25 protein-coding genes and 1 tRNA gene are annotated in these 21,903 nt (G+C 51.5%); 15 read left to right on the forward strand and 11 right to left on the reverse strand.

The window, feature by feature from the left end:
* Positions 1–17: 17 nt before the first annotated feature.
* From EFB11_RS15295 to EFB11_RS15305, 3 genes are all read right to left on the reverse strand, one after another.
* Positions 18–671: a hypothetical protein gene (locus EFB11_RS15295; protein WP_122791171.1), complete on the reverse strand. Its 654-nt coding sequence runs from the start codon at positions 669–671 to the stop codon at positions 18–20.
* Positions 668–1,009 carry a PadR family transcriptional regulator gene (locus EFB11_RS15300; protein WP_122791172.1) on the reverse strand — a complete coding sequence of 114 codons (342 nt, stop codon included), beginning with the start codon at positions 1,007–1,009 and terminating at the stop codon, positions 668–670. Before EFB11_RS15300 ends, EFB11_RS15295 begins: the two co-directional genes overlap by 4 nt.
* A gap of 117 nt (positions 1,010–1,126) precedes the next feature.
* Positions 1,127–2,491: an MATE family efflux transporter gene (locus tag EFB11_RS15305; protein ID WP_122791173.1), complete on the reverse strand. Its 1,365-nt coding sequence runs from the start codon at positions 2,489–2,491 to the stop codon at positions 1,127–1,129.
* Positions 2,492–2,678: 187 nt separating this feature from the next.
* On the opposite strand from EFB11_RS15305, the gene EFB11_RS15310 reads away from it, so the two are divergent.
* Positions 2,679–3,698 (forward strand): ROK family transcriptional regulator, encoded by a 1,020-nt coding sequence (locus tag EFB11_RS15310; RefSeq protein ID WP_164706800.1) that lies wholly within the window; start codon positions 2,679–2,681, stop codon positions 3,696–3,698.
* 158 nt (positions 3,699–3,856) lie between these two features.
* A tRNA-Met gene (locus EFB11_RS15315) sits at positions 3,857–3,932 on the forward strand.
* Between the two features lie 84 nt (positions 3,933–4,016).
* On the opposite strand, the gene EFB11_RS15320 is transcribed toward EFB11_RS15315, so the two are convergent.
* A complete protein-coding gene (locus tag EFB11_RS15320) occupies positions 4,017–4,238 on the reverse strand; it encodes a hypothetical protein (protein WP_122791175.1) in 222 nt (73 codons plus the stop codon).
* Positions 4,239–4,525: 287 nt separating this feature from the next.
* Between EFB11_RS15320 and EFB11_RS15325 the strand changes: the two genes are divergently transcribed.
* From EFB11_RS15325 to EFB11_RS15380, 12 genes are all read left to right on the forward strand, one after another.
* Positions 4,526–5,029: a sigma-70 family RNA polymerase sigma factor gene (locus tag EFB11_RS15325; RefSeq protein ID WP_122791176.1), complete on the forward strand. Its 504-nt coding sequence runs from the start codon at positions 4,526–4,528 to the stop codon at positions 5,027–5,029.
* Between the two features lie 485 nt (positions 5,030–5,514).
* Positions 5,515–5,820 (forward strand): helix-turn-helix domain-containing protein, encoded by a 306-nt coding sequence (locus tag EFB11_RS17575; RefSeq protein WP_082669687.1) that lies wholly within the window; start codon positions 5,515–5,517, stop codon positions 5,818–5,820.
* Positions 5,821–5,936: 116 nt separating this feature from the next.
* Positions 5,937–7,241, forward strand: a complete 1,305-nt coding sequence (locus tag EFB11_RS15335) for a tyrosine-type recombinase/integrase (RefSeq protein ID WP_122791177.1) — start codon at positions 5,937–5,939, stop codon at positions 7,239–7,241.
* Between the two features lie 170 nt (positions 7,242–7,411).
* A complete protein-coding gene (locus EFB11_RS15340) occupies positions 7,412–7,828 on the forward strand; it encodes an ImmA/IrrE family metallo-endopeptidase (protein WP_279220567.1) in 417 nt (138 codons plus the stop codon).
* Positions 7,825–8,076, forward strand: coding sequence for a hypothetical protein (locus EFB11_RS15345; protein WP_122791179.1), 252 nt, complete (start codon positions 7,825–7,827; stop codon positions 8,074–8,076). The genes EFB11_RS15340 and EFB11_RS15345 overlap by 4 nt, the downstream gene beginning before the upstream one ends.
* Positions 8,077–8,320: 244 nt before the next feature.
* On the forward strand, positions 8,321–8,728 hold the full coding sequence (locus EFB11_RS15350) for a hypothetical protein (RefSeq protein WP_164706801.1): 408 nt from the start codon (positions 8,321–8,323) through the stop codon (positions 8,726–8,728).
* Positions 8,729–9,282: 554 nt separating this feature from the next.
* Positions 9,283–9,441, forward strand: coding sequence for an SHOCT domain-containing protein (locus tag EFB11_RS15355; protein ID WP_022288936.1), 159 nt, complete (start codon positions 9,283–9,285; stop codon positions 9,439–9,441).
* A 191-nt stretch (positions 9,442–9,632) separates the two neighbouring features.
* Positions 9,633–11,174, forward strand: coding sequence for a recombinase family protein (locus EFB11_RS15360; RefSeq protein WP_101691766.1), 1,542 nt, complete (start codon positions 9,633–9,635; stop codon positions 11,172–11,174).
* A 17-nt stretch (positions 11,175–11,191) separates the two neighbouring features.
* Complete coding sequence (locus EFB11_RS15365; RefSeq protein ID WP_122791181.1) at positions 11,192–12,097, forward strand: recombinase family protein; 906 nt, start codon at positions 11,192–11,194, stop codon at positions 12,095–12,097.
* Positions 12,054–13,697 carry a recombinase family protein gene (locus EFB11_RS15370; protein WP_164706802.1) on the forward strand — a complete coding sequence of 548 codons (1,644 nt, stop codon included), beginning with the start codon at positions 12,054–12,056 and terminating at the stop codon, positions 13,695–13,697. Before EFB11_RS15365 ends, EFB11_RS15370 begins: the two co-directional genes overlap by 44 nt.
* 69 nt (positions 13,698–13,766) lie before the next feature.
* On the forward strand, positions 13,767–14,087 hold the full coding sequence (locus EFB11_RS15375) for a helix-turn-helix domain-containing protein (protein ID WP_122791183.1): 321 nt from the start codon (positions 13,767–13,769) through the stop codon (positions 14,085–14,087).
* A gap of 3 nt (positions 14,088–14,090) precedes the next feature.
* Positions 14,091–15,347: a type II toxin-antitoxin system HipA family toxin gene (locus EFB11_RS15380; protein ID WP_122791184.1), complete on the forward strand. Its 1,257-nt coding sequence runs from the start codon at positions 14,091–14,093 to the stop codon at positions 15,345–15,347.
* 43 nt (positions 15,348–15,390) lie between these two features.
* Here EFB11_RS15380 and EFB11_RS15385 read toward each other — a convergent pair whose 3' ends face one another.
* From EFB11_RS15385 to EFB11_RS15415, 7 genes are all read right to left on the reverse strand, one after another.
* Entirely contained in the window at positions 15,391–16,260 is an 870-nt protein-coding gene (locus EFB11_RS15385) for a DUF6551 family protein (RefSeq protein WP_071430670.1), read from the reverse strand.
* On the reverse strand, positions 16,260–17,213 hold the full coding sequence (locus EFB11_RS15390; RefSeq protein WP_122791185.1) for a hypothetical protein: 954 nt from the start codon (positions 17,211–17,213) through the stop codon (positions 16,260–16,262). Before EFB11_RS15390 ends, EFB11_RS15385 begins: the two co-directional genes overlap by 1 nt.
* Positions 17,194–17,592: a hypothetical protein gene (locus EFB11_RS15395; RefSeq protein ID WP_071430665.1), complete on the reverse strand. Its 399-nt coding sequence runs from the start codon at positions 17,590–17,592 to the stop codon at positions 17,194–17,196. Before EFB11_RS15395 ends, EFB11_RS15390 begins: the two co-directional genes overlap by 20 nt.
* Complete coding sequence (locus EFB11_RS15400) at positions 17,582–18,388, reverse strand: hypothetical protein (protein ID WP_206424196.1); 807 nt, start codon at positions 18,386–18,388, stop codon at positions 17,582–17,584. The genes EFB11_RS15395 and EFB11_RS15400 overlap by 11 nt, the downstream gene beginning before the upstream one ends.
* Entirely contained in the window at positions 18,389–20,269 is a 1,881-nt protein-coding gene (locus tag EFB11_RS15405) for a recombinase family protein (protein WP_122791186.1), read from the reverse strand. It lies immediately after the preceding gene.
* Positions 20,262–20,867, reverse strand: coding sequence for a recombinase family protein (locus EFB11_RS15410; RefSeq protein ID WP_122791187.1), 606 nt, complete (start codon positions 20,865–20,867; stop codon positions 20,262–20,264). The genes EFB11_RS15405 and EFB11_RS15410 overlap by 8 nt, the downstream gene beginning before the upstream one ends.
* Before the next feature lie 144 nt (positions 20,868–21,011).
* Positions 21,012–21,371, reverse strand: coding sequence for a helix-turn-helix domain-containing protein (locus EFB11_RS15415; RefSeq protein ID WP_071430658.1), 360 nt, complete (start codon positions 21,369–21,371; stop codon positions 21,012–21,014).
* Positions 21,372–21,511: 140 nt separating this feature from the next.
* Between EFB11_RS15415 and EFB11_RS15420 the strand changes: the two genes are divergently transcribed.
* On the forward strand, positions 21,512–21,889 hold the full coding sequence (locus EFB11_RS15420) for a helix-turn-helix domain-containing protein (protein WP_122791188.1): 378 nt from the start codon (positions 21,512–21,514) through the stop codon (positions 21,887–21,889).
* Positions 21,890–21,903 lie beyond the last annotated feature (14 nt).

Raw genomic sequence — 21,903 nt, forward strand, 5'->3', positions numbered from 1 at the left:
GTGCGGGAGGGATTTTTTTAGGCTGGAACAGTTTCTTCAAGCAGCTTGTGCAGGCCAAACAGCAGGAGAATACCAACCAGCACGACCAGTGCATGTAGTTCGAACAGTACGATTTGCAGGAAAAACGAAGCCACAAGGCAAGCAAAACACAGTAAAAGCGTGCTGCCGACCAGGATTTTAAGTCGGGGACCGTCCTCCTGAAAGGAAAACCGGCAAATCCAGAACACGATCAGCGAAGCAGCGGCCACAATAGCAGCGCCGCCGAGCACATCCCCGACCGTGATGCGCACATACAATCCGGCCCGAACCAGCAGATTGGGCGCCAGTTCGAAGGCCAGCCAGATAGCAGCTAGGATAGCCAGATAATAACACAGATTGCCGGCTGCCGAAAGAACACGACTGAGCATGCTCATCGGTGGCAGGGCGTCCAGCACCTGATCGCAGAAGGCCTGATAATCGTCGCCCAGCACTTCCTGCATGGATGCACCGCGCGCCTGGCCGTCCAGCATCATGTGGGTGATGTCCCGCCGGACGAGCTCCTGCTGGTATTCGCTGACCGGCGCCGTGCGCAGATAGACCACAATATCGGTCAGAATCTTGCCATTTTCCTCGTTCAGGCCGCGCTCCAAGGCGTTGTTTTCGGCCAGAAGTTCTTTGGTGCGTCGATTCATTGTGATGCCTCCCCCGGTGCGGCGTCGCGCAGAAGATGCGCGACGGCCTGTGTCAGTTCCCGATACTGCCTTTGAAAGATTTCCCAATCCGCTTGCCCCTGCGCGGTTAGGGAATAATACTTGCGTTTGGGACCCGCGGCTGACGGGCGGTAGACCGCCTGGATGCGTCCGCCCTTTTCCAGCCGCAGCAGCAAGGGATAGATCGTGCCTTCGGCGATGCGGCCAAACCCATAGCCTTCCAGTTTCTGCGCGATTTCATATCCATAGGTCTCCTTTTGACCGATTACGCCCAGAATACAGCCTTCCAGCGTGCCCTTGAGCAGCTGTGATGGGATCATGGCCCTCACCTCACTATCTTACATTACAAAGTAGTAACTATATTGTATCGCAAGGTAGCAGGTGTGTCAAGCTGAAAAAATAAGAGAACCGCTGCCGATACAGCGGTTCTTTTGGTGTCAAAGTTGGCTACCAGTAGCAATGGCGCGTTTGATCGAGCCGATGCGCAGGAAATAATAGAGCATCATCAGCGCAGCGGCGCCGCTCCAAGCGGCGATCTCGGCAAAAAAGATGCCGCCCCGGCCGAAAAAGATGGGCAGGATGAGTGCCGCCCCGGCGCGCATAAACATTTCTACCAAACCGGAGAGCATGGGGATGGTCGTATTACCCAGCCCTTGCAGGGAGGAGCGGAACGCGTGCACCAGGAACAGAATGAGCAAAAAGGCGCACATGATCATCAAATAGCGGTGAGCGATGGCCAGCACGGCATCTGCGTCCTGCTCGGACGAGGAGACGAACAACGTCAAAATCGGGCGGCCAAACAGCACCATAAACACCGAAATGGCTGCCGAAAAGCACACGGAAAGCAGCAGCACGCTGCGCATCCCAGCGTCGATACGGTCGATCTGCCGGGCGCCGCGGTTTTGGCCCATATAGGCGGTCATGGCATAGCCAAAGGCGATGGCGGTGTTTTCCAGCACGCCATAGAGTTTGTTGGTGGCCGTGAAACCGGCGACATACAGCACCCCGCAGCTGTTGAGGACCGATTGCAGGACCAGACCGCCCAGACTGATTGAACTGTTTTGCAGGGCGGTTGGGATGCCCAAACGGCACAGATGTTTCAAAATCTGCCGGTCGTTTTGGAAATCCTCCCGCGTCAGGCGCAGGATGGACAGCCGGCACAGCGAAACCAGGCAGGCCAGAAAGGAAAAGACCTGCGCAATCACGGTCGCAATCGCAGCGCCGAAGATACCCCAGTGGAACACCAATACAAATAGCAGATCGAGCCCGATGTTGATGCCCGTAGCCAGCGCAATGGCGATCAGGGGAGTGCGGCTATCACCCAGGCAGCGCAGGATAGCGGCTGCCATGTTGTAGGCAATGATGACCAGTGTGCCCGAAAACTGCACATAGAGATAGACCCGTGCGCCGCCCAGAATGGCGGGTTCGGTACCCAGCAGGCGCAGCATAGGATCGACCAGCAGCAGGCTTCCTACTGTGATGATAAGGCCGAACAGTACCGAAAGCTTGATGATCATGGCCACCGTTTTGCGCAGGGCCGTATGGTTCCCGGCGCCAAATTCCTGGGCCACCGGAATGGAAAAGCCGTGGGTAAACCCGTGGATGCCCCACAGCACCAGCCAGTTGATCCAGTCGGCAGCACCCAGAGAGGCCAGCGCTGATATGCCGACGCCCCGCCCCACGATGATAGTGTCTACGATCATATAAAGTTGCTGAAACATACCGCCGAACATCAGCGGTAGCGAGAAAAAGAAAATCAGTCCCATCGGCTTGCCGCGGGTCATGTCAGTCACACGGTCCATGGTAATCCTCCTAAATTGATTTACTGTTTTTCGCGAAAAATGAAAAAAGTGCGGAAAGTTTGCCGTAATAAAATGAATCGTTTGCTTTGCCTTTACATTGGTTGCGATTTGCGCTATGATAAAAACAACAAAATCTTTTGTATAAAGTATTTGTGCAATAGAAATGACAAGATCGGGGAACGAAAGCATGGTTGTCAGTACAGCAATAGAGATCCGGCGCCTTAACAAAGAACGCATCCGCAGCGCCATCCAGCGGCATGAAAAATGTACCAAAGCCGACATCGCGCGCGAAACCGCGCTGAGCATGGCCACGTGCAGTACCACACTCAACGAAATGCTGGAAGCGGGCGAGATCCTCAAAGTGGACCAGACCGGGTTCAACATCGGCCGTCCGGCCGATCTGTTTGCCTACAACAGCGACTATATGCATGTGCTGGGCCTATGTACCGCAGTACACGCCGGGCAGTGCATTTTGGAATACGCCATCGCCGACGCCTACGGCAAGATCATCACACGCGAGGAAATGCCCGTCGAAACGCTCGACTATGAAAGGCTCGACGCGCTGGTTACCTCGTGCATGATGCAGGACCCCCTCATCCGTGCCGTCGGCCTGGGCATTCCTGGCCATGCGAAAAACGGCTCCATCGAAGCGTGCGACATCAAGACCCTGGAAGGGATCGATTTCGCGATGCGCATCAAACAAAAACACGAGGTCGAAGTCATCGTGGAAAACGATATGAATTTCATTGCCTATCGCCTGTTCCACGAATGCCCGGAATCCAAGGGCAATTTTGCGGCCATCCATTTCCCACAGGAAAAGGACAGTTATGTCGGCTGCGGCCTGATGGTGGACGGCCGTCTGCTCAAGGGTTCGTCCATGCTGGCAGGCCAGCTGTTTCAAGTAGCGCGCGCCTTTGGCGTAGATTATGAACAGCAGCGCGAAATTTTGCAAAATCGGGAGGTTTTCCGGCGTTTTGTCGCACAGATGATTCTGATTGTGGCCTGTACGGTCAATCCGGCGCATCTGACCCTGATGGGCAACGGCCTGGATGACGACGACCTGAAAGTCATCTACAACCAGTGCCGCGAAGTCATCACCGAGCCCAACATCCCGCAGATCAGCATCGACAACAATGTGTTTGACAACTACATCGAAGGCCTGGTACGTTTTACGCTCGATTCGGTGCTGTATCCCATCTTAATCTAAACGGCATCAAAAAACAAGAACGCGTATGGACGTTTTCTGGGGTTCTATATTTTTTGTTATTCACACGAAGAAAAAATAAAAAAAGACTTGACGCCAGCTTCCGGATATGCTATTATAATTAAGCACCATTTAAGAAGCGAGTGATGCGAACTGGATATCGCAGGGTAGAGCAGCTGGTAGCTCGTCGGGCTCATAACCCGGAGGTCGCAGGTTCAAGTCCTGTCCCTGCACCCATTAAAAAGCACTGATTCAAAGCGAATTGGTGCTTTTTTCTTGCTTTTTTGCGAGTTATAAAATTCAGAAAAAATGATTTGGTGTTTATTTGGTGTTCATGGTGTAAAAAATCGGGCGTTTCCGCTGATGGGAACGCCCTTTTTCTATGCTTTTTTTGATGGGGTGAAGAATATCCTGCAATGCTTCGGCGGCTGCTTCATCGGCAGATCGTATTGCGTGTGCATAAATTTTACTGGTGGTGGTTGTATTGGCATGACCCAGCCGCGCCGCCACGGTTTGTAAATTTGTCCCTGCCGCAATCAGCAATGTCGCGTTTGTGTGCCCTTACGGTATAATTACGACAAACCGGAAAAGCCCCGTAGAATCAAGGGTTTTGAGGTTTTCAGTCTGGTTTTTTCATCCTTTTCCAAACCGAAAAATCATACTGAAATAAGTCGAATTATCAAAATGCACCAGATAGCGTCTGGCTGGATTATATCCAGTCAGGCGTTTTTTGTCATATCCTGCGGTTCTTCGTAGGCTGCCGGTCCCCGCCATCCCCATTTCAATTCACCATTCATCCGCTAACCCCTGAATTGAAATGGAGGACAAGTATGTTTGATAAGAAAAGCGAATATGCCCTGAACAAACACGATCAGGACAGCATCATCTACATAAGCGTCAGCGGACATATCCGGCTCACCCGCGCCGACTTTTCCAGTGAGGAAGAATTTCTGAAATGGAAAGCCTGGTCTGATGAGGATTATCACGAGAGAGAAAAAAGCGGCCGCAGCTTCAACGACAAGCGTGTGGATCTGAATGAGTGTTTGGATGTAATCGGTACAGTCCAGTCCGCAGAGGATGAATTTTTCTCGAAGCTCATTGAGGCTGATTTGCAGGCCGTAAAGAAAGCTCTGACGGAGCAGCGGCTGGCTGCACTCAGAGGCATTTTGAACGCAAAGCAGTACCGGCGTATTTGGATGTACTGCGCTGAGGAAAAGTCCGTTACGGAAATTGCAAAGCTCGAAGGAGTAACGAAAGCCAGCATTTCTCTCTCCCTTGACGGGGCGATGAAAAAAATTTCAAAAAAGTTTGCGAAAGCTCTTAAAAATACCTAACAAACGGCCTTAAAAAATGTGATAGGTGAAGGACACATTTTCCTCACCCTTCACAGAACCATGACAACTGAATATACGGTATTGCAGGTACGAAACCCGCGTGATGAGCGACATAAGGTGCGCCGCCAGGACGATAGCTTCAAGGAGGTGATGGGACAAGCTATCCGAGCGATCAACGCATACCTTAGACCCGGACAGGCACTCCGGGCGCGATGACAGCGCGGGGGTTAAAGATACTTTCTCACGACCTCCCACAGACTTGAGGGGGAACCCTGCGGCACACGCTTTGAACGATGCTGCGGAGTTATGACAGCCCTGCCAGGGGCGGCCTGCAATATCCCCACCGCTGGGGATGCGTGGCAAATACAGTGGGCTTGAAGTTACTGAAAAATCAAGGCAGCCGCGCCGAAGTGCGCCGTATGTTACAACGGCTTCAACCAAATCGGCGCGGCTGCTTTTTTTGTTCTCGAAGGAGGCGAACAATTATGACTTCAAATTCGCCTGTTTGTTATGCGAATATCCCGTCCGGAACTTCCGGGCGTACTCATACAGAAAGATACTCCGCTGTTCAGCCTGCGGGCTTTGGTAAGATCGGCATGACGATTGAAGAAGCTGCCGACTATACCGGCATTGGACGCAACACCCTCCGCCGCCTTGTGGATTGGGGAAAAATCCCGGTCCTGCGGATTGGGCGTAAGTCCATAGTCCGTGTGGATGTGATTTGCTGTTTCATGCAGATCAACGAGGGCCGCGACCTTCTGGACCGCAATCAGGTCCTTGCAGTGGATTGAACATAGAAACTTTTGATATTTAGCAAGCGGTATGTTTGATAGATTGGCCACCCTTTGCTATAATCAGGGTGACACATCACTACGGTTCCGTTTGCCAGCATAGAAAGGAGTTTGCTATGGCAAAAGGATCTGTAAGAAAGAAAGGAAAGAAGTGGTACTATCGCTTTTATGTAGAGGATGCCAGCGGCAACCGCGTTCAGAAGGAATTTCCGGGAACGGAAAGCAAGAGTGAAACCGAGTCACTGCTCCGCAAGGCGATGGAGGACTATGAAACCAAGATGTTTCTGGCGCAGGCCAAGAACATCACTTTGGGAGATATGCTGGATATGTGGGTGGAGGAAGAACTGAAACCCGGTTCATTGAGTGATGGAACGGTGACAGCCTACATCAACACTGTTTCCCGCATCAAGAAGCATCCCATTGGAAAACGCAAGCTCAAGACGGTAACTTCCGACCATCTGCAAAGCTATATGGATTTGTTGAGCTTCGGAGGGACAGACCCTGATGGGAAAACTGTTGAGGCATTGAGTAAAGGATCGCTGGGCCAGTATTCAGCGGTGCTTCAAAACTCTTTCAGATTTGCGGTTTTTCCCAAGCGGCTGATTACTTTCAATCCGATGCAGTATGTGGTGAAGCGGATTAAAGGTGATGAATATGAGCTGTTCACTGAGGATGGTACAGGCGACCTTCCTGCTGAAACGCTGACAATCTCCCATGAGCAGTATTTGGCGCTGAACGAGCTTCTGAAGAAAAAACACAATCCCGCGTTACTGCCTACCCAGATCGCCTATTTCGCCGGGCTTCGTATCGGTGAGGTGTGCGGGCTAACCTGGCAGGACATCGACCTGAAGGAACAATGCCTCACCATTCGCCGGAGTATGAGGTATGACTCCGTAAGGAAGAAAACACAGATCGGCCCCACAAAGCGTAAGAAAATCCGTACTGTGGATTTCTGCGACACCCTGGCGGCTATCCTGCGGGAAGCCAAAAAGGAGCAAATGTTGAACAGCATCAAATATGGACCGCTGTACTCACAAAACTACTACCGCATCGTCAAGGAAAAGAACCGCACCTACTATGAGGTCTATTCCTTGCCCCGGACAGAGACACCACCAGAAGGTTACACCCAGGTTTCCTTCGTCTGCCTGCGGCCCGATGGAGCTTATGAAGCCCCTGCAACGGTCAGCAGTGTGTGCCGATACTCCCGAAAGAAGATCGGGGATATGGATGATTTTCACTTCCATCTGTTGAGGCATACATATACGACCAACCTTCTCTCTCACGGGGCAGCACCCAAGGATGTGCAGGAGCTGCTGGGACATTCTGATGTAAGTACCACGATGAACATTTACGCCCACGCCACCAGAGAGGCCAAGCGAACTTCCGCAAGGCTACTGGATAAGGTTGTAGGGACGGCCTGAAAAAAGTTTCCCTCATTTCTTCTCGCAAGGGAAAAAATGAGGGAAAAGGGCAAAACCGAGGCGGCGAAAACGCTGGAAACACCAGTGTTTTCAAGGGGTATAGAAATTTTAACTGAGAAAATCAAATTCTTCTGGACTCCAGCTTTCTTGAGGCCGGCAAGGTCAAGAAACTGTGCGGCAAGCGTCGGTTCACTCTGGCGCATGAGTGCGCACATCAAATCTTGTTTCAAATGGAGTCCGAGGAGTCCCAGCAAAAATGCCGCGAATCCTATTCGGAGCGGCGGTCCTACTCCCTCCGAGACTTGAAAAGTAGAGAGGACTGGAACGAGTGGCAGGCCAATGCCTTGGGAGCCGCTCTGCTCATGCCCCAGGCGGAGATAAAGCGGGCCATGTGGCTTTTCGCTCAATGTCGGACCCTGATTAGCTATGAAGGGAGGTTTTCATATGCGGACAAGCTGGCACTTTCACTTCTCTGTCAAGCTCTTGGCGTGTCCAAGTCTGCCGCCGTAATTCGGCTCCGGCAGCTTGGGTATCTGGAAGAACGCCCGTATGCAGAGTTTGTTGATCCACTGGAGGTGTGGGCATGAGCAAAAACATTCGCATTACAGAGCCTTCCGCAGAAATGTTGGGCAAAATTATCCGGGCGCGGGAGGCGATTGCGGCGCAAAAGCCGCGATATATCAAATGCCCGTACTGCCAGCATAACTCAATCGTCGTATATGAGGACACAAGAGGTCATATCGAAACAAAGTGCAAAAAGTGCGGAAAAGTCACCGTCTTTGATGTTTTGAGCATGAGAAAAATCGTGTTTCGCCTTCGCCCGAAGGAGAACTAAATTAAAACTGAATCACATAGCTGAGCTGTGGAGCCGCCTGATAGGTGTAGTCATCCTGATGCCGCATGGACAGAGTCGAAAGACTCTGTTTATCGGCACGGACAGAATGACCACCGTCATGCGGCTCTTTTGTTGTCTTGCCTTTCCGCGGCTTCGTGCCAGCGGAAAGGACAAGACAATGAGTATTCCGAAGACCCCAGTTGAATTCGATTACGACCTGTGGACCACAGAGGAAGGAAAATGCATGGTTCGGATCAAAGCTACCGGCGAGATAACGGAGGTGGAACGCTCTGTCATGCAGGTTCTGCGCTCAGAGGAGAAGCGTCTCCGGCGCACCATATCTCCGGAGCAGGGTCCATCCAGAGAAGGGAAAACCGCTCCAACGGTTCTCTCTCTGGATATGCTTCCCGAAGATGTGGCAGACTCCAGCTGGTTAGCTGACACCTGCGACTATACGGAGGAGATTTCCACGAAACTGCTGGAGAGTAGCTTGCGAGAAAGCTTGACTCCTACCCAATATGGCATCTATCAAGCCTGCATTTTGAATGGGATCAGCTACAAGGCTTATGCAGACCTGATGGGTGTTAGCTATCAGAGCGTCCAGAATGCAATCCGCCTCATTCAGAAAAAAGCAAAAAATATTTTTGGCTGATGGTTGTGGTTTGCTGCAAATATGTCCGTTGTAAAGTGAAGGGGCCTTAAGACGCCTTCATTGAACCTTTTCAACTGAATATCCGGCAGCTAAATAACATCAGCGATGAGCGAGCGATGCGGACGGTGCGCGATGACCACCTGTAGGAGACAAAAAGGAAATGCTTTTCTTTTTCTCCTATCAATGACGGCCAATAAGGTGCCCAGCGGGTCCTCCGATCCAAAAGCAGGCATGGCAGCCTGTTTCGCCAAGACCTCATCTGCCTATAATGGTACCCCTGTCCAGCCACAGTCTCAAGCAATGGGGGCAGCTCGGAGAGATCCTCGGAGGGGTTAGATTCCCGGAGTGCGGCGCCCGCCGCAGTTTAGCTGACCGCCCAGGCCTGGGGAAGTAGTGTCGAATACAGGCAACAAAAAGACATTTAATAGTCTTGATATCAGAAGCAATGGGGGTCACCCATCATGTAGCAGGAAAGACAAGGCTTCCTCAACCAAATCGGGTGACCCCTATTTTTGTGGTATCAATTCATATTCATATTTAGGAGGGATCACATCATGATTGCTGTGTCGCAAACCAAGAGTGCAAACTACCTGTTTATTGTGGCCGTGCTGAAGTCGATGCGGGAAGGTGGCGTGATCACTCAGGCCGAGTATGAGCGAGCCAAGCGCTACTACCAGAAGCTCACCGGCTCCGATCTCGTCATCGCAGATTAAATGTTCAGAAGGAACCGTCTAAATTGATGTATTTTGGGCATCAGGTCTTGTCGCTTGTGTAGAAATTTACTTCTCTGCGTTCTTTCAATAGACTTTGCCTTGCCGTTGACTATAATGTTGCTTGAACCGGAAAAGTGGATGGTACCAAAATGTAGTACAATCCAAAATTCAGCCAGAAAGGAGGGCTGTTGATGCCGCAGGTCAAACTCATCTCGCCCATCACCAGGCAGGAAATCCGCAAAATCCGAGTTGCCGCCTATTGCCGGGTATCTTCCAATTCAGCGGATCAGCAGAACTCCTACGCCAACCAGATTCGGGTATATACCAGCCTCATTCAGAGAAAAAAAGAGTGGGAGCTGGTGGAGATATTCGCTGACGAAGGGCTCTCTGGCATGAACGCACAGAACCGCACCGAATTCCAGCGAATGATCAAGATGTGCGAACAGCACCAAATCGACCTGATCGTCACCAAATCCGTCTCCCGTTTCGCCCGAAACGCCAAGGAGTCTCTGGAATATGTCCGGAAGCTGAAATTGCTCGGCGTGGGGGTGCAGTTTGAGAAAGAGGGAATCTACACCCTGGCCCTCGGAGATGAGATGCTGCTCAATACCTTCTCTGCCATCGCACAGGAGGAGTCTAAGGCAATTTCCCAGAACCAGCGGCTTTCCATCGTGAAGCGGATGCAGTCTGGGGAATATGTGGACAGCAACGCTCCTTACGGCTTCCGGCTGGTGGATAAGGCGCTGGTGGTCTATGAACCGGAGGCGGCCATCGTCCGCATGATGTTCGAAAACTACCTGAGCGGCCAGTCTACATCGGAGATCGCCCGGGATCTCAACAGCCGCGGCATCAAAACCAAAACCGGGAAATCCACCTGGCGCTCCACCAAGGTGGCATACATACTTGGAAATGAGCGGTATTGCGGCGATTGCAAATATCAGAAAACCTACCGCGACACCACAGTCCCCTTCAAACAGTTCCGAAATCGAGGTCAGGAGGATATGTTCTACGCCTCCATGACCCACGCTCCTCTTATTGACCGAGATACCTTTGACAAGGTCCAGCTCCTCTTGAAAAAGCGTCAGGATGTCTTTGGAAAATCTACAACGCAAAATATCTACCCTCTTACGAGCCGCATTCAGTGTTCTGAGTGCGGCTCGTATTTTCGCAGGAGGCAGGTTTCCGGGACAGTAAAGTGGGGATGCTCCAAACACATTCAGGATCGTACCCAGTGCGGCTCAAACTACTACAGCGAGGAGAGGATCTACGATGCCTTCATCGCCATGGTCAATAAGCTTCGGTTCTCTGAATACGACATCCTGGGTCAGACTCTACTCCGTCTGGAATCCGCCGAGCTGAAGCGAAAGCAGAAAAACACGGCCGCAAGGGAGATCAGCCGGAACATTGCAGATCTGAACGCCAAGTTGGTGATGGTGGAGCAGCTCCATGCAAAGGGATACCTCAAAGATGAGGTCCATAAAGCTCAGGTGCGGGAGATTAACGACCAACTGCGCCGGCTGAAGCGGGAGCGCCAATGTGAATTCTCCTCGGGCATTACCCATATGATAGAGGAACTGACGCGGCTGAAAAAGCTGCTGGAAGAGCTCGAGGAACCACTGGACCGCTTCGATGAGAAGCTTTTTACTGAGATTGTTCAGGCCATCAGTATCAGCCGCCGAGATGAAATGACAGTCACCCTCATCGGCGGGCTGAGATTCACTGAAATGCTCTGACAGAGAGGAACCTCGCCATGAAGAAGATACGCTATATCCCATACGGTTACACCATGAGAAATGGAAGGACAGTCATCGCACAAGATGAAGCTGCGGTCATCCGCGAGATATTCAGCGCCTACATCAACGGCGCATCCCTCCAAAGTATTGCCGAGCTGCTGACTGAGAGGAAGATCCCCTACAGTGAGAGAACGGACGTGTGGGATAAAGCTCGTATCGCACGAATCATCGGAAACGCCAAATACATTGGCGATGGGGAGTATGACCCGATCATTGAGGAAGAGCAGTATGAGGAAGCGGCTGCCGTGAAAACAGCCCGCCAGCGGAACGCCTTCGAAAAAAATCTGGAGGGGATCGACCTGCTTCGGGATCTGGTCCGATGTGCGGAGTGCGGAGCCCCTATGCGGCGAAGGGTGAGCAGTAAGCACCGGATTCGCGAGAGCTGGGATTGCACTAATCCTGATTGCGGTCAGCGCATCCGGATCTCCGATACACACCTGTTGGAAAAGGTGGCAATCCTGATGAACCGCATCATCGCCAATAGCTATCTGCTCATCCCTCGCCCCAAAAAGCGAAAAGAGCTGTCGGCGGAAGCCCAGCGAATCAACCGGGAAATTGATGCCGAACTGGAGCGGGATGACCCCAGCGATGCACTGATTATCGTCAAAACAATCGAAATGGCAGAGCGGCTCTATGCTGAGAGCGATGCCCATCTACAGATTGCTGCATCCATCGCCCGAAAGCGGGTAAGTCTGATGACTCCCCAGGAGGAATTCAGCCCGGCCTACTTTAGTGACATCGCCGCCTACCTGACGCTTGGCAGCGGAGGAAAGGTGATCCTACATACCAAAACCGATGTCGAGATCGGAGATGAAGAAAATGAATGTAACCAAGATACCCAAGAAAACAATATCGGTTATTGAGCCAAAACGCTCCCTGATCGTCAACAGGGAGCAGTATCATCAGCGGCGGGTTGCTGCCTACTGCCGGGTATCCACCGACAGCGAGGAGCAGCTCACATCCTATACCAACCAGAAAAAGGTATATACCGAGATGATTGCCGCTAAGCCCGAATGGGAGTTCGCCGGACTCTACGCAGATGAGGGCATCTCCGGGACACGTGCAGATAAGCGCCCCCAGTTCCAGAAGATGATCAACGACTGCTTGTCTGGGAAAATCGACTATATCATCACGAAATCCGTTTCCCGCTTCGCCCGTAATACAGTGGACTGCCTGGACCATGTCCGAATGCTCAGGGCAAGAGGGATTGGCATCTACTTCGAGGAGCAAAATATAGACACACTGCAAATCGACAGCGAACTCTATCTGGTCATCTACGCAGGGTTCGCACAGTCCGAATCCGAAAGCATCAGCAAGAATGTCACCTGGACTTTTCGTAAGCGATTTCAGGAGGGCAAGCCCATATTCAACTATAAGTGCCTTCTGGGATACCGCAAGGGTGCAGACGGAGAACCGGAGATCGTCCCGGAGGAGGCATCCATCGTGGAGAGGATCTTCAATATGTACCTGTCAGGTGAAACCATCAACCGGATCTCAACCAAACTCAGAGAAGAAAATCTCCAGATACCAGGAAAACGCTTCTCCTTCTCTGCGAGCATGATTAAGGGTATTCTCCGGAATGAACGATACTGCGGGGACAGCATCCTTCAAAAGACGGTCACAATTGACTGTATTGGTAAGGTTCGCCGCAAAAACATAGGTGAGGCACCCATGTACTATGTACAGAATAGCCATGTTGGCATCATCAGCCGAGAGCTCTTTCACAAAACGCAGGAAGAACTTGCCAGGCGGATGAGCCGGGAGCCAAATTCCACCAAAACGGCTACCACAGCCACCGGAAAATACTCCCGGTACGCACTATCCAATGTGATGATCTGCGCCGAATGCGGAAGTCGATATAAGCGTGTGACCTGGACATCCCGAGGAAAAAAGCGAGTTGTCTGGCGCTGCATCAGCCGCTTAGACTATGGAAAGCGCTACTGCAAAACCTCGCTCACGGTAGATGAGACCGCCCTCCACGCCGCTATTGTTCGGGCAATCAACCGATTCAACGAGGAAGACGAGTCCACTTATATGGCACTCATGCGGGCAACCATTGGTGAAGCAATCGGTCTAACCGGAGGCACAGATGAGATCGACCTGCTCCGGCGGAAAATAGATGGACTGAATCGGAAAATGGTATCTCTTATCAATGAGAGCGTGGAAAGCGGGGAGGGTATCGAGAGTCACGAAGCTGAATTCAAAGAACTTTCCGATACCATTGAACTCCTGCAAGGACGGATTCAGAAACTCGAAGAAGCACTTGCTTCCGATCAGGTGAATGACAGCCGAATCCTTCAACTACAGCAGATCATCGCCGACCGAGCATCCAAAAAGATGGAGTACGATGATACCATCGTCCACCAAATGATTGAGTGTGTGAAGGTGTATCCCGACGGGAGACTGGACATTATCTTCGGAGGAGGGTACCTTATCGAAGAACGCCTGGAAAAAGAAAGTTGATAACTTCAAATATAATTGACATAATCGCCGAAATAATATAGTATAATTTATGTTAGGAGGCGATTGTGCATGGCAAAAAAAGCTGCGGTCATAATGCCGCAAACACGGGAGATCCTGGCACAGATGGGTGAGCAGATCCGCCTGGCCCGCCTGCGCAGGAAGTTGAGCCTGGAATTGGTAGCAGAGCGTGCCGGGATCAGCCGAGCCACTCTGATATCCATTGAGAAAGGCACCCCTACGGTATCCATCGGCTCCTATGCCGCTGTGCTGCACGCATTAAACAATATGGACAGCGACCTGCTGCTTATTGCAAAAGATGATGAATTCGGCAGGAAGCTACAAGATCTGGCGCTGCTCACCAGACGGCGGGCACCCAAGAAAGGAGAGTAGCCCATGGCGCAGGACGAAAAGACCATCTATGTATATGAAAATTGGCGTGGAGAGGCACCCACTCTGCTGGGGCGGCTGCGCTGCGGCTTCGTCCGCGGACAGGAAACCTTTTCCTTTGAGTATGATCCAGCCTGGCTGTCATCCGCCGAGAGTTCCTTCTCTCTGGACCCGGATCTGGCTCTTTACCGCGGGCGGCAGTATGTGCCGCTGAACAAGCAGCTCTTTGGCCTGTTTTCCGACTCCTGTCCGGATCGCTGGGGGCGTCTGCTGATGAAGCGCAAGGAGGCCATCGACGCTCGCAAAGAGGACCGCAAGCCCCGTAAGCTCACCGAGAGCGACTTCCTGTTGGGGGTCTACGATGAATCCCGTATGGGTGCGCTGCGGTTCAGCTTGGAAGAAGGGGGCGAATTTCTTTCGAACGATAAAGCGTTTGCGACGCCTCCATGGGTAAACCTTCGGACGCTGGAAAACGCCTCTATCGCTTTCGAGAGCGATGAGAGCGGCCTGAATGAAAAATGGCTGCGTGAGCTTCTGGCCCCCGGCTCCTCCTTGGGAGGCGCAAGACCCAAAGCGACGGTGCAGGCCACGGATGGCGCCTTGTGGATCGCCAAGTTCCCTTCCAAGCATGATGAATATAACAGCGGCGCATGGGAGAAGGTCGTCCATGACCTGGCACGGCTCTGCGGGCTGGATGTTCCGGAATCCAAATTGGAGACATTCTCCAAGACCGGCAGCACCTTTTTTGTCAAGCGATTTGACCGAAACGGCAGCCGTCGCATCCACTTCGCCTCCGCCATGACCCTGCTGGGCAAGATCGATGGAGCCTCGGCAGCGGACGGAAGCAGCTATCTGGATCTGGCGGCGTTCATCCGGGCCAACGGGGCATCACCCCGGCAGGATCTGGCCGAGCTGTGGAAGCGGATCGTGTTCAGCATGGCGGTATCCAATACTGACGACCACCTGCGCAACCATGGTTTCCTTCTGACACCCACCGGCTGGCGGCTGGCCCCTCTCTATGATGTGAACCCAGTCCCCTCGGGGGACCGGCTTTCCCTCAATGTGAGTGAGTATGATAACACCATTGACTTGGAACTGGCTCTGGAAGTAGCCGATTATTTCGGCCTTGCCCCGCAGGAAGCGGAACAGGCTGCAGAGGAGGTCTGCAAAACAGTATCCGGACACTGGGAACGGCTGGCCGGACAGTATGGTCTCAGCCGGGGAGCGATAGAGTATATGCGCCCCGCCTTTTCCCTTCCATGATAAGATCACAAACGGACGATTCCTGGTGGAACCGTCCGTTTGCTTATTCTTTGGCGGCTCCCTCAAAAGAGTCCCCGCCCTCATCCTCGTCCATATCCGTATCAATGTCCAGTCCTTCATTGTTCCCCACATTCTTCTCGTAGAGCTTGGTCCATTTGAGCGGATATTTGCATTTGCGGTTATAGGCCAGAAGCATCGCCTCAGCATAGCCCATAGAACCGGGGCGTCGTTCCTTGGCTGTTCTCGAAAGCAGCTTGACCGACATTTCCCCTACTTTTTCCTTGAAGGTCTCATCTTTCAGGGCATCGCCGAATGTGTAGACCAATCTGGCGATTCCGTTGAGCATATTGGCGGACAGCGAATTCATATCGCCCTCCCATGTGCCTACGCAGAGTCTGAGTGTTCGATCAAGTACGTGGTAACCGAACCGCTCATATATATTTTCAAGCGTAGAGACAGCACAGACAACGCCATAGTTTCTGACCTGGCCAATGGAAAGAGAATAAGACTCTACCAGATCTTTGATCATAAGCTGCTCCTGATTCCCGGCTTCCACATTTGCCATAAACACTTCATAGGGACGGAGCGGTTTGACAAACTTCATCTGGTTGGCGAAGATATCTGCCTCGTGCTCGTAGTTCAGATCATCGTATATCATGCACCAGACTGGCGTTTCACGAGAGCCAGAGGCCAGGGCGACGATCTCCACCGTGTGCTGGCCATTGAAGACATAGTTGACCCCATTTCGACGGCTCACCTTCACAGGGTTGATCTGATACAGATCAAAGTGTGCCGCAGCATTCAGCACATGCTGTTCGGAAATATTCCTCTGGTACTCCTGATTGGATACGAGGTTCTTGATGGGAATCTGTTCGAAGTGAACATTGGGAACAAACATACTATAATCTTCCATTAGGATTCCCCCTCAATTGCATTGAGCATTTCCTGGATTTTTCCTTCTAATTCAGTCAACGCCGCCAAGAGGTTTTGTCTGGCAGCAGGTGAGATTGCTTCCAAATGTGCCATGGACTTTGTCCGGTCGATGGAGCTCATCCAGGAGGGGATCGTAAGAGTAAGTCCAGCAACTTCCGCATCCGGGTCATAGGCGGGCATCGTCTTGATTGCCGGCTGCTCTGCCGCCGCTGTGCCGGGCTTGGCAGAAGCGTCGAAATAAAGGCATCGTCTCGATTCACTGTAACGAGCGAAAGCATAGGGATTTTTTCCGATTTTTTTACTAAGTGCTCTCAATTCTTCGGGTTCCATTTCTGATAGAGCAACGATATTTTCGAAAGAAATCTTATATGCCCCGGAAAGAATGTGCGGAACAAGCTCAGGAGCATTTTGTTCAATGGTATCTAATGCTGCACTATATTTCGCATATTTCTGTACGGTTGCGCCGGACACATGATACTTCCTTCCCAGCCGGGCTGCTGTTCGCCGGCCGCTCTCTTCATCTATTGGGCGGCCTCTCCCCACAGCAATGTTGGGGTTCGGACGGTACTGATTATAGCCATTCCTATTTCGCTGTACTTTCTTTTCCACTTCATATTGTTTCCCAATCAGATATTTTCTGGTTTCTTCTGAGATGTTGCGTCGTCCGAGTTGGTTCGCACAGATCCAGGCGATGGCAGCATCTCTGCTTGGAAAATCCAGCTCCTTGACTCCATAAGGAATGCGCATTTTATTGCATATTTCATAGCGATTATGACCGTCGATGATGGTATCATTCCATGCGATGATATCTTCCCGGCATCCTTCCACGACCAGATTCAGCTCCAGCTGCCGGTATTCCTCCCGGCGAAGTGGACGAATCAAGTTTTTGAATTCCGGATCGATGTTAAGCTGCCTAAATGCTTTCTCTGTCATGTAGCCTCCTGCGTTCCAGCTGTTTGACGGTTTTGAGGGAAAAATATGCGACCCGGTTGACTTGATCGATCTCACCGGTCAGCTGGTAATTAAATCTCAGGTCAAAGCCACCCAGCAGTTCGGAAAAGTTTTTGATAAGGATCGTACTATAGAATTCTATAGACTGCTGGGATGTACTTGACATCCGAACCTTGTTTGCGGTCCCGCCTGAAATAGGTTTGTCCGATCCGAGAACGGCGATATACAGTTCTTCAGGGTTTACCAGGAATTGCACATACGCAGGATTCTTCAAGAGCCGAATCGTTTGCCTGTGGATTCGAATCCGGTTTCGCGCAGGGTCCAGCGTTAAGTAAGCCTGCAATTGATTTTCATGATTCATGTCCTTGTCCTCCCAAAACGGACTTACTACCAGTATCAGGGGCAGCCTCGTCTGACTGCTCTGATGCAGCAGGAGCGATGTTATCGCGCAACCCATATACAGCATATCCTTCAAAAATGTCTACCTGCATAGATTTCTGGTGTTCCCGGAACGGGAGTCCAAACTGCGTCTTCCAGCCCTCCGGAAACACGGGAGTTCGAGAAGACTTGGGTTTCTGGCCGTCTTTTTGCACCCGCTGATACACTTCGGTCGCTGTGAGATCAAATGCGATGAGCCACTCATCCCTGGCATGGATTATCCGCCCGAGGAGCTTATATCGATAGTCCAGATTCCAGCCCATCAGTGAAAACACTTTGGCGAAAAAAATCTTGCAGGTGATCTGTTTCGGTTTGCGTCTGCCGGAGCCGTTGGTGCACCAGGCGCAGGCATCCCGATCTTCCGCCCGACAGGGACGGATCGCCAAGATCCTGCTCTCCTGATTGACCAGTACCTGCACATAATCAACTTGTGGGAAGCGGTTCAGGCAGGCGGTATTTACATAAAATTTGTAATTGTTGAACGTTACAGACGGCTCATTAATATGGGCGAAGAACTCACGGCGTACCACTTGGTAGTCATCGTAGTTAAAGTCACCGGCCATCTCCAGAACCTCATCACTACTGCTGTTTGCGGGAGAAACTGCCGGTTCTGCTTTTTCTAATTCAGCAGACGGAACAATATCCAAATGCTCGTCCTCCAGGGAACGAAGCATTCCTGCGATTACGCCGCCGGTATTTTCCCGACTTTCTTCAAACATTTAGGATTCCTCCTTCCCGCGCTGACCGAGTTCCTGACAGAGATAGTCACGCAGCACGTCAAATCCTGTCACGCGGAGTTTCTGTCCGGTTTCATACAACTGGCCCTCCATGCGGATTTTCCAGTCTTCCTCACTCTGATCGCAGACGGGCGGGAAAGACTGTTGGTGGAGGTAATATTGCTTGCCAAAAGAGCCGATCCACTCCTCCGGGACTGCCCGCACCCGTTTGCCGGAGACAGAAAGGGGCTGTACAGGCTCCTTTGCCTGTTCCGTGCTTTTTGAACCGGAAAGCAGGTACGATTTAATAAACGCTTCCGCATCATTGACATCAAAAATATACGCAGATTCAGTTTCGGTTTGAAACAGCGCTCCGGCGATCCGGTATTTTAAATCCGGACTCCAGCCGAATAACTGAAAAAGCGTTTCTACATAGGCCGCACCGGCGATATCCCTGGGCTGATACTTTCCGTCTGACAGCTTGGAAAACACGACTGCGTTGCGGCTGCTTTTCGCCGCTGTACGGACGGCGAACTTCTTCTCCACAGGGTTGACCAGCAGCTCCACATGGTTGTCTTTCCCAAAAGACCGAACACATGTGGTGCTGAACTTGATTCTCTTATCTTGAAACAGTACGTAGGGACGGTGATAATTATCAAAGAATTCACTGCGGGCGATTTCAAAGCCTCTCATATCAAAATCTCCCGGAACCAATGTGATGCTCGAGGGCAGGGATGCATCCGCCTGCTGCTCATCGGGTGGATGGATACTGGCGGACGCTTGGTAATAATCCGCCGGCTTAAATCCAGCCCAGCGGGGATTGATGGTCACGAACCCCCTGAGCAGGCCGCTGTCGATCACCCGCAGCTCCGGGAGGATGGAGCGGTTGCCATACTTGGAATTGTTCAGAAGATGCTGAACCGCAATGAAATCATCTCTGGAAACGATGCCCTCGTGGTGGTTCCGGTAAAGGCTCTGGGGTCTGTCCCCCCGATTCTTTCTGGCCTTGTGGTTCAGATAGTTGGGGGTGAAGGTCTTCCGGGTCAGTACATCCCCGCAATGCCGCTCATTGCGAAGGACCTGGACAATGGAGTTGGATGTCCACTTGACATTCCCCAGATAAGTCTTCCTGCCCAGCTCGGTGAGCGCCGCCGCAATGTCGGAGGTGGAATATCCGTACAGATACATATAGAAGATGAGTTTTACCGTGGGGGCTTCATCCGGGTTGACGACCAGGTTTCCATCTGCGTCGTGAGAATACCCCAGCAGCTTGGGCGTCAATGGCAGACCTCCGTCCAGCCGCATCCGCAAGGAGGTCTCCATGCTCCGGCTGCGGATGTGAGACTCCTCCTGAGCCATGGTGGCCTGAAACGAAAGCGCCATCTGGGAATCGTCTTTGAGGGAGAAGATACATTCGCTCTCAAAGAATACCCCGACAGGACTGGGCAGCTCCGCAAGCATTCGCACCATGCTGATACAGTCCACCACATTCCGGGCAAAGCGAGACACGCTTTTGGTAATGATCATATCGATTTTCCCGCTGCGGCAATCGGCGATCATGCTGTTGAACTCGTCCCGATGAGCCAGAGAAGTCCCGCTGATGCCCTCATCCGCATAGATTTTGACCAATGTCCAGTTGGGATGATGCACAACAAAATCTTCATAGTATTTCTTTTGCAGCTCATAGGAGGAAGTCTGCTGGACATTGTCTGTGGAGACACGGGCATACACGGCGACCCGCTGCCTTATATCATTGTCGTAATAGTCGATGGGCTTTTTAGCCGGAATGAATTCATAGTTCTCCGGGTCAACTTTTGTGTTGATACGCCGACGGACCCGTTCTTTCCGTTCCGCAAGCTGTTTGCGTGTGGACTTGTCAATCATGCAGCATTTCCCTCCGGGGTTCGTCATCAGGGAGTATCTTCCAAGCGGGATCTGGCAAAAAGTAGGGGTCGTGTAGATCCTCCTGGTAATAGGAAGCCAGCGTATAAATATCCTCCGAAACGAAGTAAACGCCCACTGGCTTTGGGAGTGCTGCCAAGAGGCGCGTACCGAAAGAGAGCTCGGAGAGCTTCTTCGAGATATTGCTTGCTTTCTGGGTAATGATCAGATCGACCTTTTCCTCGTAGCAGTCTTGAAGAAGCCTTGACCACTCCGGGGCGCTCTCCATATTGGGCGCAGTGCTGCCCTCGTCCACATAGAAACCGACAAACTTCCAGTTTGGGCAGAGAGCCAGTGTATCAAGAAATTGCTTTTTATGAGCTGAGAGATAGTCCTCATAGCGGGTCTGGTTGAAGTAGCGGATGTATACCGCCACACGGTAATGTGTTTTGGGAAGCGGGCGTTCCCGCTTGATTTCCTTTAACCAGGCACGATGTTCCGCTAAAAGGGTGTTTCGTTCCGTCTCCCTTTCCAGCAGGAAATCAAATGAGGGCATAACTTCCTGCTCTGACTCTCTATTTTGAACGGCCAGATCTGACATATTTGCTCCCCCTGTGTTATTTCTCTTCCAGGCCATTATATAATCTGCAGACTAATAACAAAATCGACCAGAAGTCAAGGTGTTGACTTCTGGTCGATAGATGAGAAAAAAAGAAGCGAGCCGGCAATTCCAGCTCGCAAATTTTCAGGTATTGTCATCCCGTCTGGCCATAGTGGATTTCAACTCACGAACAATCTTCAGGATGGAATCCAGCTCCTTGGGAGAGCAGTCGGCCAGCAGCTCGTCAAACTCGCTCTGGTATAGGCTTCTCACCTCCGGCACATCGGGCCGAAGAAGGGAATCAGCAGACACTTGCAGGGCTTCGATGATTCGGATAAAGGTTTCCAACTTCATGCTCGTCTTGCCTTTTTCGATATTGCTGATATGCGGCAGCGAGATATTGGCCTTCGCAGCAAGATCGGCCTGGCTCATCCGGCGATTGATCCGCGCATCTCGAATACGGGAGCCGATCAGCTGGCTCTCGGTCAAATCATGTTCCGTCATCGGCTTCCCCCCTCAAATATATTCTCCAGATTATCTATTTCTAAGAGTATATCAACTTGAGGTGAAATTGATATAAGGCCAAGTTGATGATATAATCTAAACACTATAATAAGACTGCAAAATTTTTTGGAGGTCTTATTATGAGCCTGAACTACAAAGTCATTGGAAAACACATCCGTGAAGTCCGCCAGCGCAACCACCTTTCGCAAGCGATGCTCTCTGAACTGGTGGATAAAACGCCATCTTACATCAGCTACATAGAGAGCGGGATCAAGAGCATGAGCCTTGACACCTTTGTGCTTATCGCCAATGCCTTGGGAGTATCTCCCGACCGGCTTTTGATGGAGCAAGTCACCAGCACTGAACGGTGCGCCAGCGAAGAAATCTCCCTGCTCCTTTCGGATTGCAGTACCTATGAGATGCTGATTCTCTTGGATGTTATAAAATCGTTGAAAGCTTCCTTGAAAGAGCATCAAGGCAGATACGGTAAACCAGATAACTCTGATTTTACCGTCTGAACCTGAGAAAGCAA

Origin of the sequence: Intestinibacillus sp. Marseille-P6563, from assembly GCF_900604335.1 — a bacterium.
GTDB lineage: Bacteria > Bacillota > Clostridia > Oscillospirales > Butyricicoccaceae > Butyricicoccus_B.

What these genes read in the sequence shown, in the direction of transcription:
- EFB11_RS15295 (WP_122791171.1), bottom strand. Translation starts at nt 671, where the DNA reads ATGAATCGACGCACCAAAGAACTTCTGGCCGAAAACAACGCCTTGGAG.
- EFB11_RS15300 (WP_122791172.1), bottom strand. Translation starts at nt 1,009, where the DNA reads ATGATCCCATCACAGCTGCTCAAGGGCACGCTGGAAGGCTGTATTCTG.
- EFB11_RS15305 (WP_122791173.1), bottom strand. Translation starts at nt 2,491, where the DNA reads ATGGACCGTGTGACTGACATGACCCGCGGCAAGCCGATGGGACTGATT.
- EFB11_RS15310 (WP_164706800.1), top strand. Translation starts at nt 2,679, where the DNA reads ATGGTTGTCAGTACAGCAATAGAGATCCGGCGCCTTAACAAAGAACGC.
- EFB11_RS15325 (WP_122791176.1), top strand. Translation starts at nt 4,526, where the DNA reads ATGTTTGATAAGAAAAGCGAATATGCCCTGAACAAACACGATCAGGAC.
- EFB11_RS17575 (WP_082669687.1), top strand. Translation starts at nt 5,515, where the DNA reads ATGACTTCAAATTCGCCTGTTTGTTATGCGAATATCCCGTCCGGAACT.
- EFB11_RS15335 (WP_122791177.1), top strand. Translation starts at nt 5,937, where the DNA reads ATGGCAAAAGGATCTGTAAGAAAGAAAGGAAAGAAGTGGTACTATCGC.
- EFB11_RS15345 (WP_122791179.1), top strand. Translation starts at nt 7,825, where the DNA reads ATGAGCAAAAACATTCGCATTACAGAGCCTTCCGCAGAAATGTTGGGC.
- EFB11_RS15350 (WP_164706801.1), top strand. Translation starts at nt 8,321, where the DNA reads ATGGTTCGGATCAAAGCTACCGGCGAGATAACGGAGGTGGAACGCTCT.
- EFB11_RS15355 (WP_022288936.1), top strand. Translation starts at nt 9,283, where the DNA reads ATGATTGCTGTGTCGCAAACCAAGAGTGCAAACTACCTGTTTATTGTG.
- EFB11_RS15360 (WP_101691766.1), top strand. Translation starts at nt 9,633, where the DNA reads ATGCCGCAGGTCAAACTCATCTCGCCCATCACCAGGCAGGAAATCCGC.
- EFB11_RS15365 (WP_122791181.1), top strand. Translation starts at nt 11,192, where the DNA reads ATGAAGAAGATACGCTATATCCCATACGGTTACACCATGAGAAATGGA.
- EFB11_RS15370 (WP_164706802.1), top strand. Translation starts at nt 12,054, where the DNA reads ATGAATGTAACCAAGATACCCAAGAAAACAATATCGGTTATTGAGCCA.
- EFB11_RS15375 (WP_122791183.1), top strand. Translation starts at nt 13,767, where the DNA reads ATGGCAAAAAAAGCTGCGGTCATAATGCCGCAAACACGGGAGATCCTG.
- EFB11_RS15380 (WP_122791184.1), top strand. Translation starts at nt 14,091, where the DNA reads ATGGCGCAGGACGAAAAGACCATCTATGTATATGAAAATTGGCGTGGA.
- EFB11_RS15385 (WP_071430670.1), bottom strand. Translation starts at nt 16,260, where the DNA reads ATGGAAGATTATAGTATGTTTGTTCCCAATGTTCACTTCGAACAGATT.
- EFB11_RS15390 (WP_122791185.1), bottom strand. Translation starts at nt 17,213, where the DNA reads ATGACAGAGAAAGCATTTAGGCAGCTTAACATCGATCCGGAATTCAAA.
- EFB11_RS15395 (WP_071430665.1), bottom strand. Translation starts at nt 17,592, where the DNA reads ATGAATCATGAAAATCAATTGCAGGCTTACTTAACGCTGGACCCTGCG.
- EFB11_RS15400 (WP_206424196.1), bottom strand. Translation starts at nt 18,388, where the DNA reads ATGTTTGAAGAAAGTCGGGAAAATACCGGCGGCGTAATCGCAGGAATG.
- EFB11_RS15405 (WP_122791186.1), bottom strand. Translation starts at nt 20,269, where the DNA reads ATGATTGACAAGTCCACACGCAAACAGCTTGCGGAACGGAAAGAACGG.
- EFB11_RS15410 (WP_122791187.1), bottom strand. Translation starts at nt 20,867, where the DNA reads ATGTCAGATCTGGCCGTTCAAAATAGAGAGTCAGAGCAGGAAGTTATG.
- EFB11_RS15415 (WP_071430658.1), bottom strand. Translation starts at nt 21,371, where the DNA reads ATGACGGAACATGATTTGACCGAGAGCCAGCTGATCGGCTCCCGTATT.
- EFB11_RS15420 (WP_122791188.1), top strand. Translation starts at nt 21,512, where the DNA reads ATGAGCCTGAACTACAAAGTCATTGGAAAACACATCCGTGAAGTCCGC.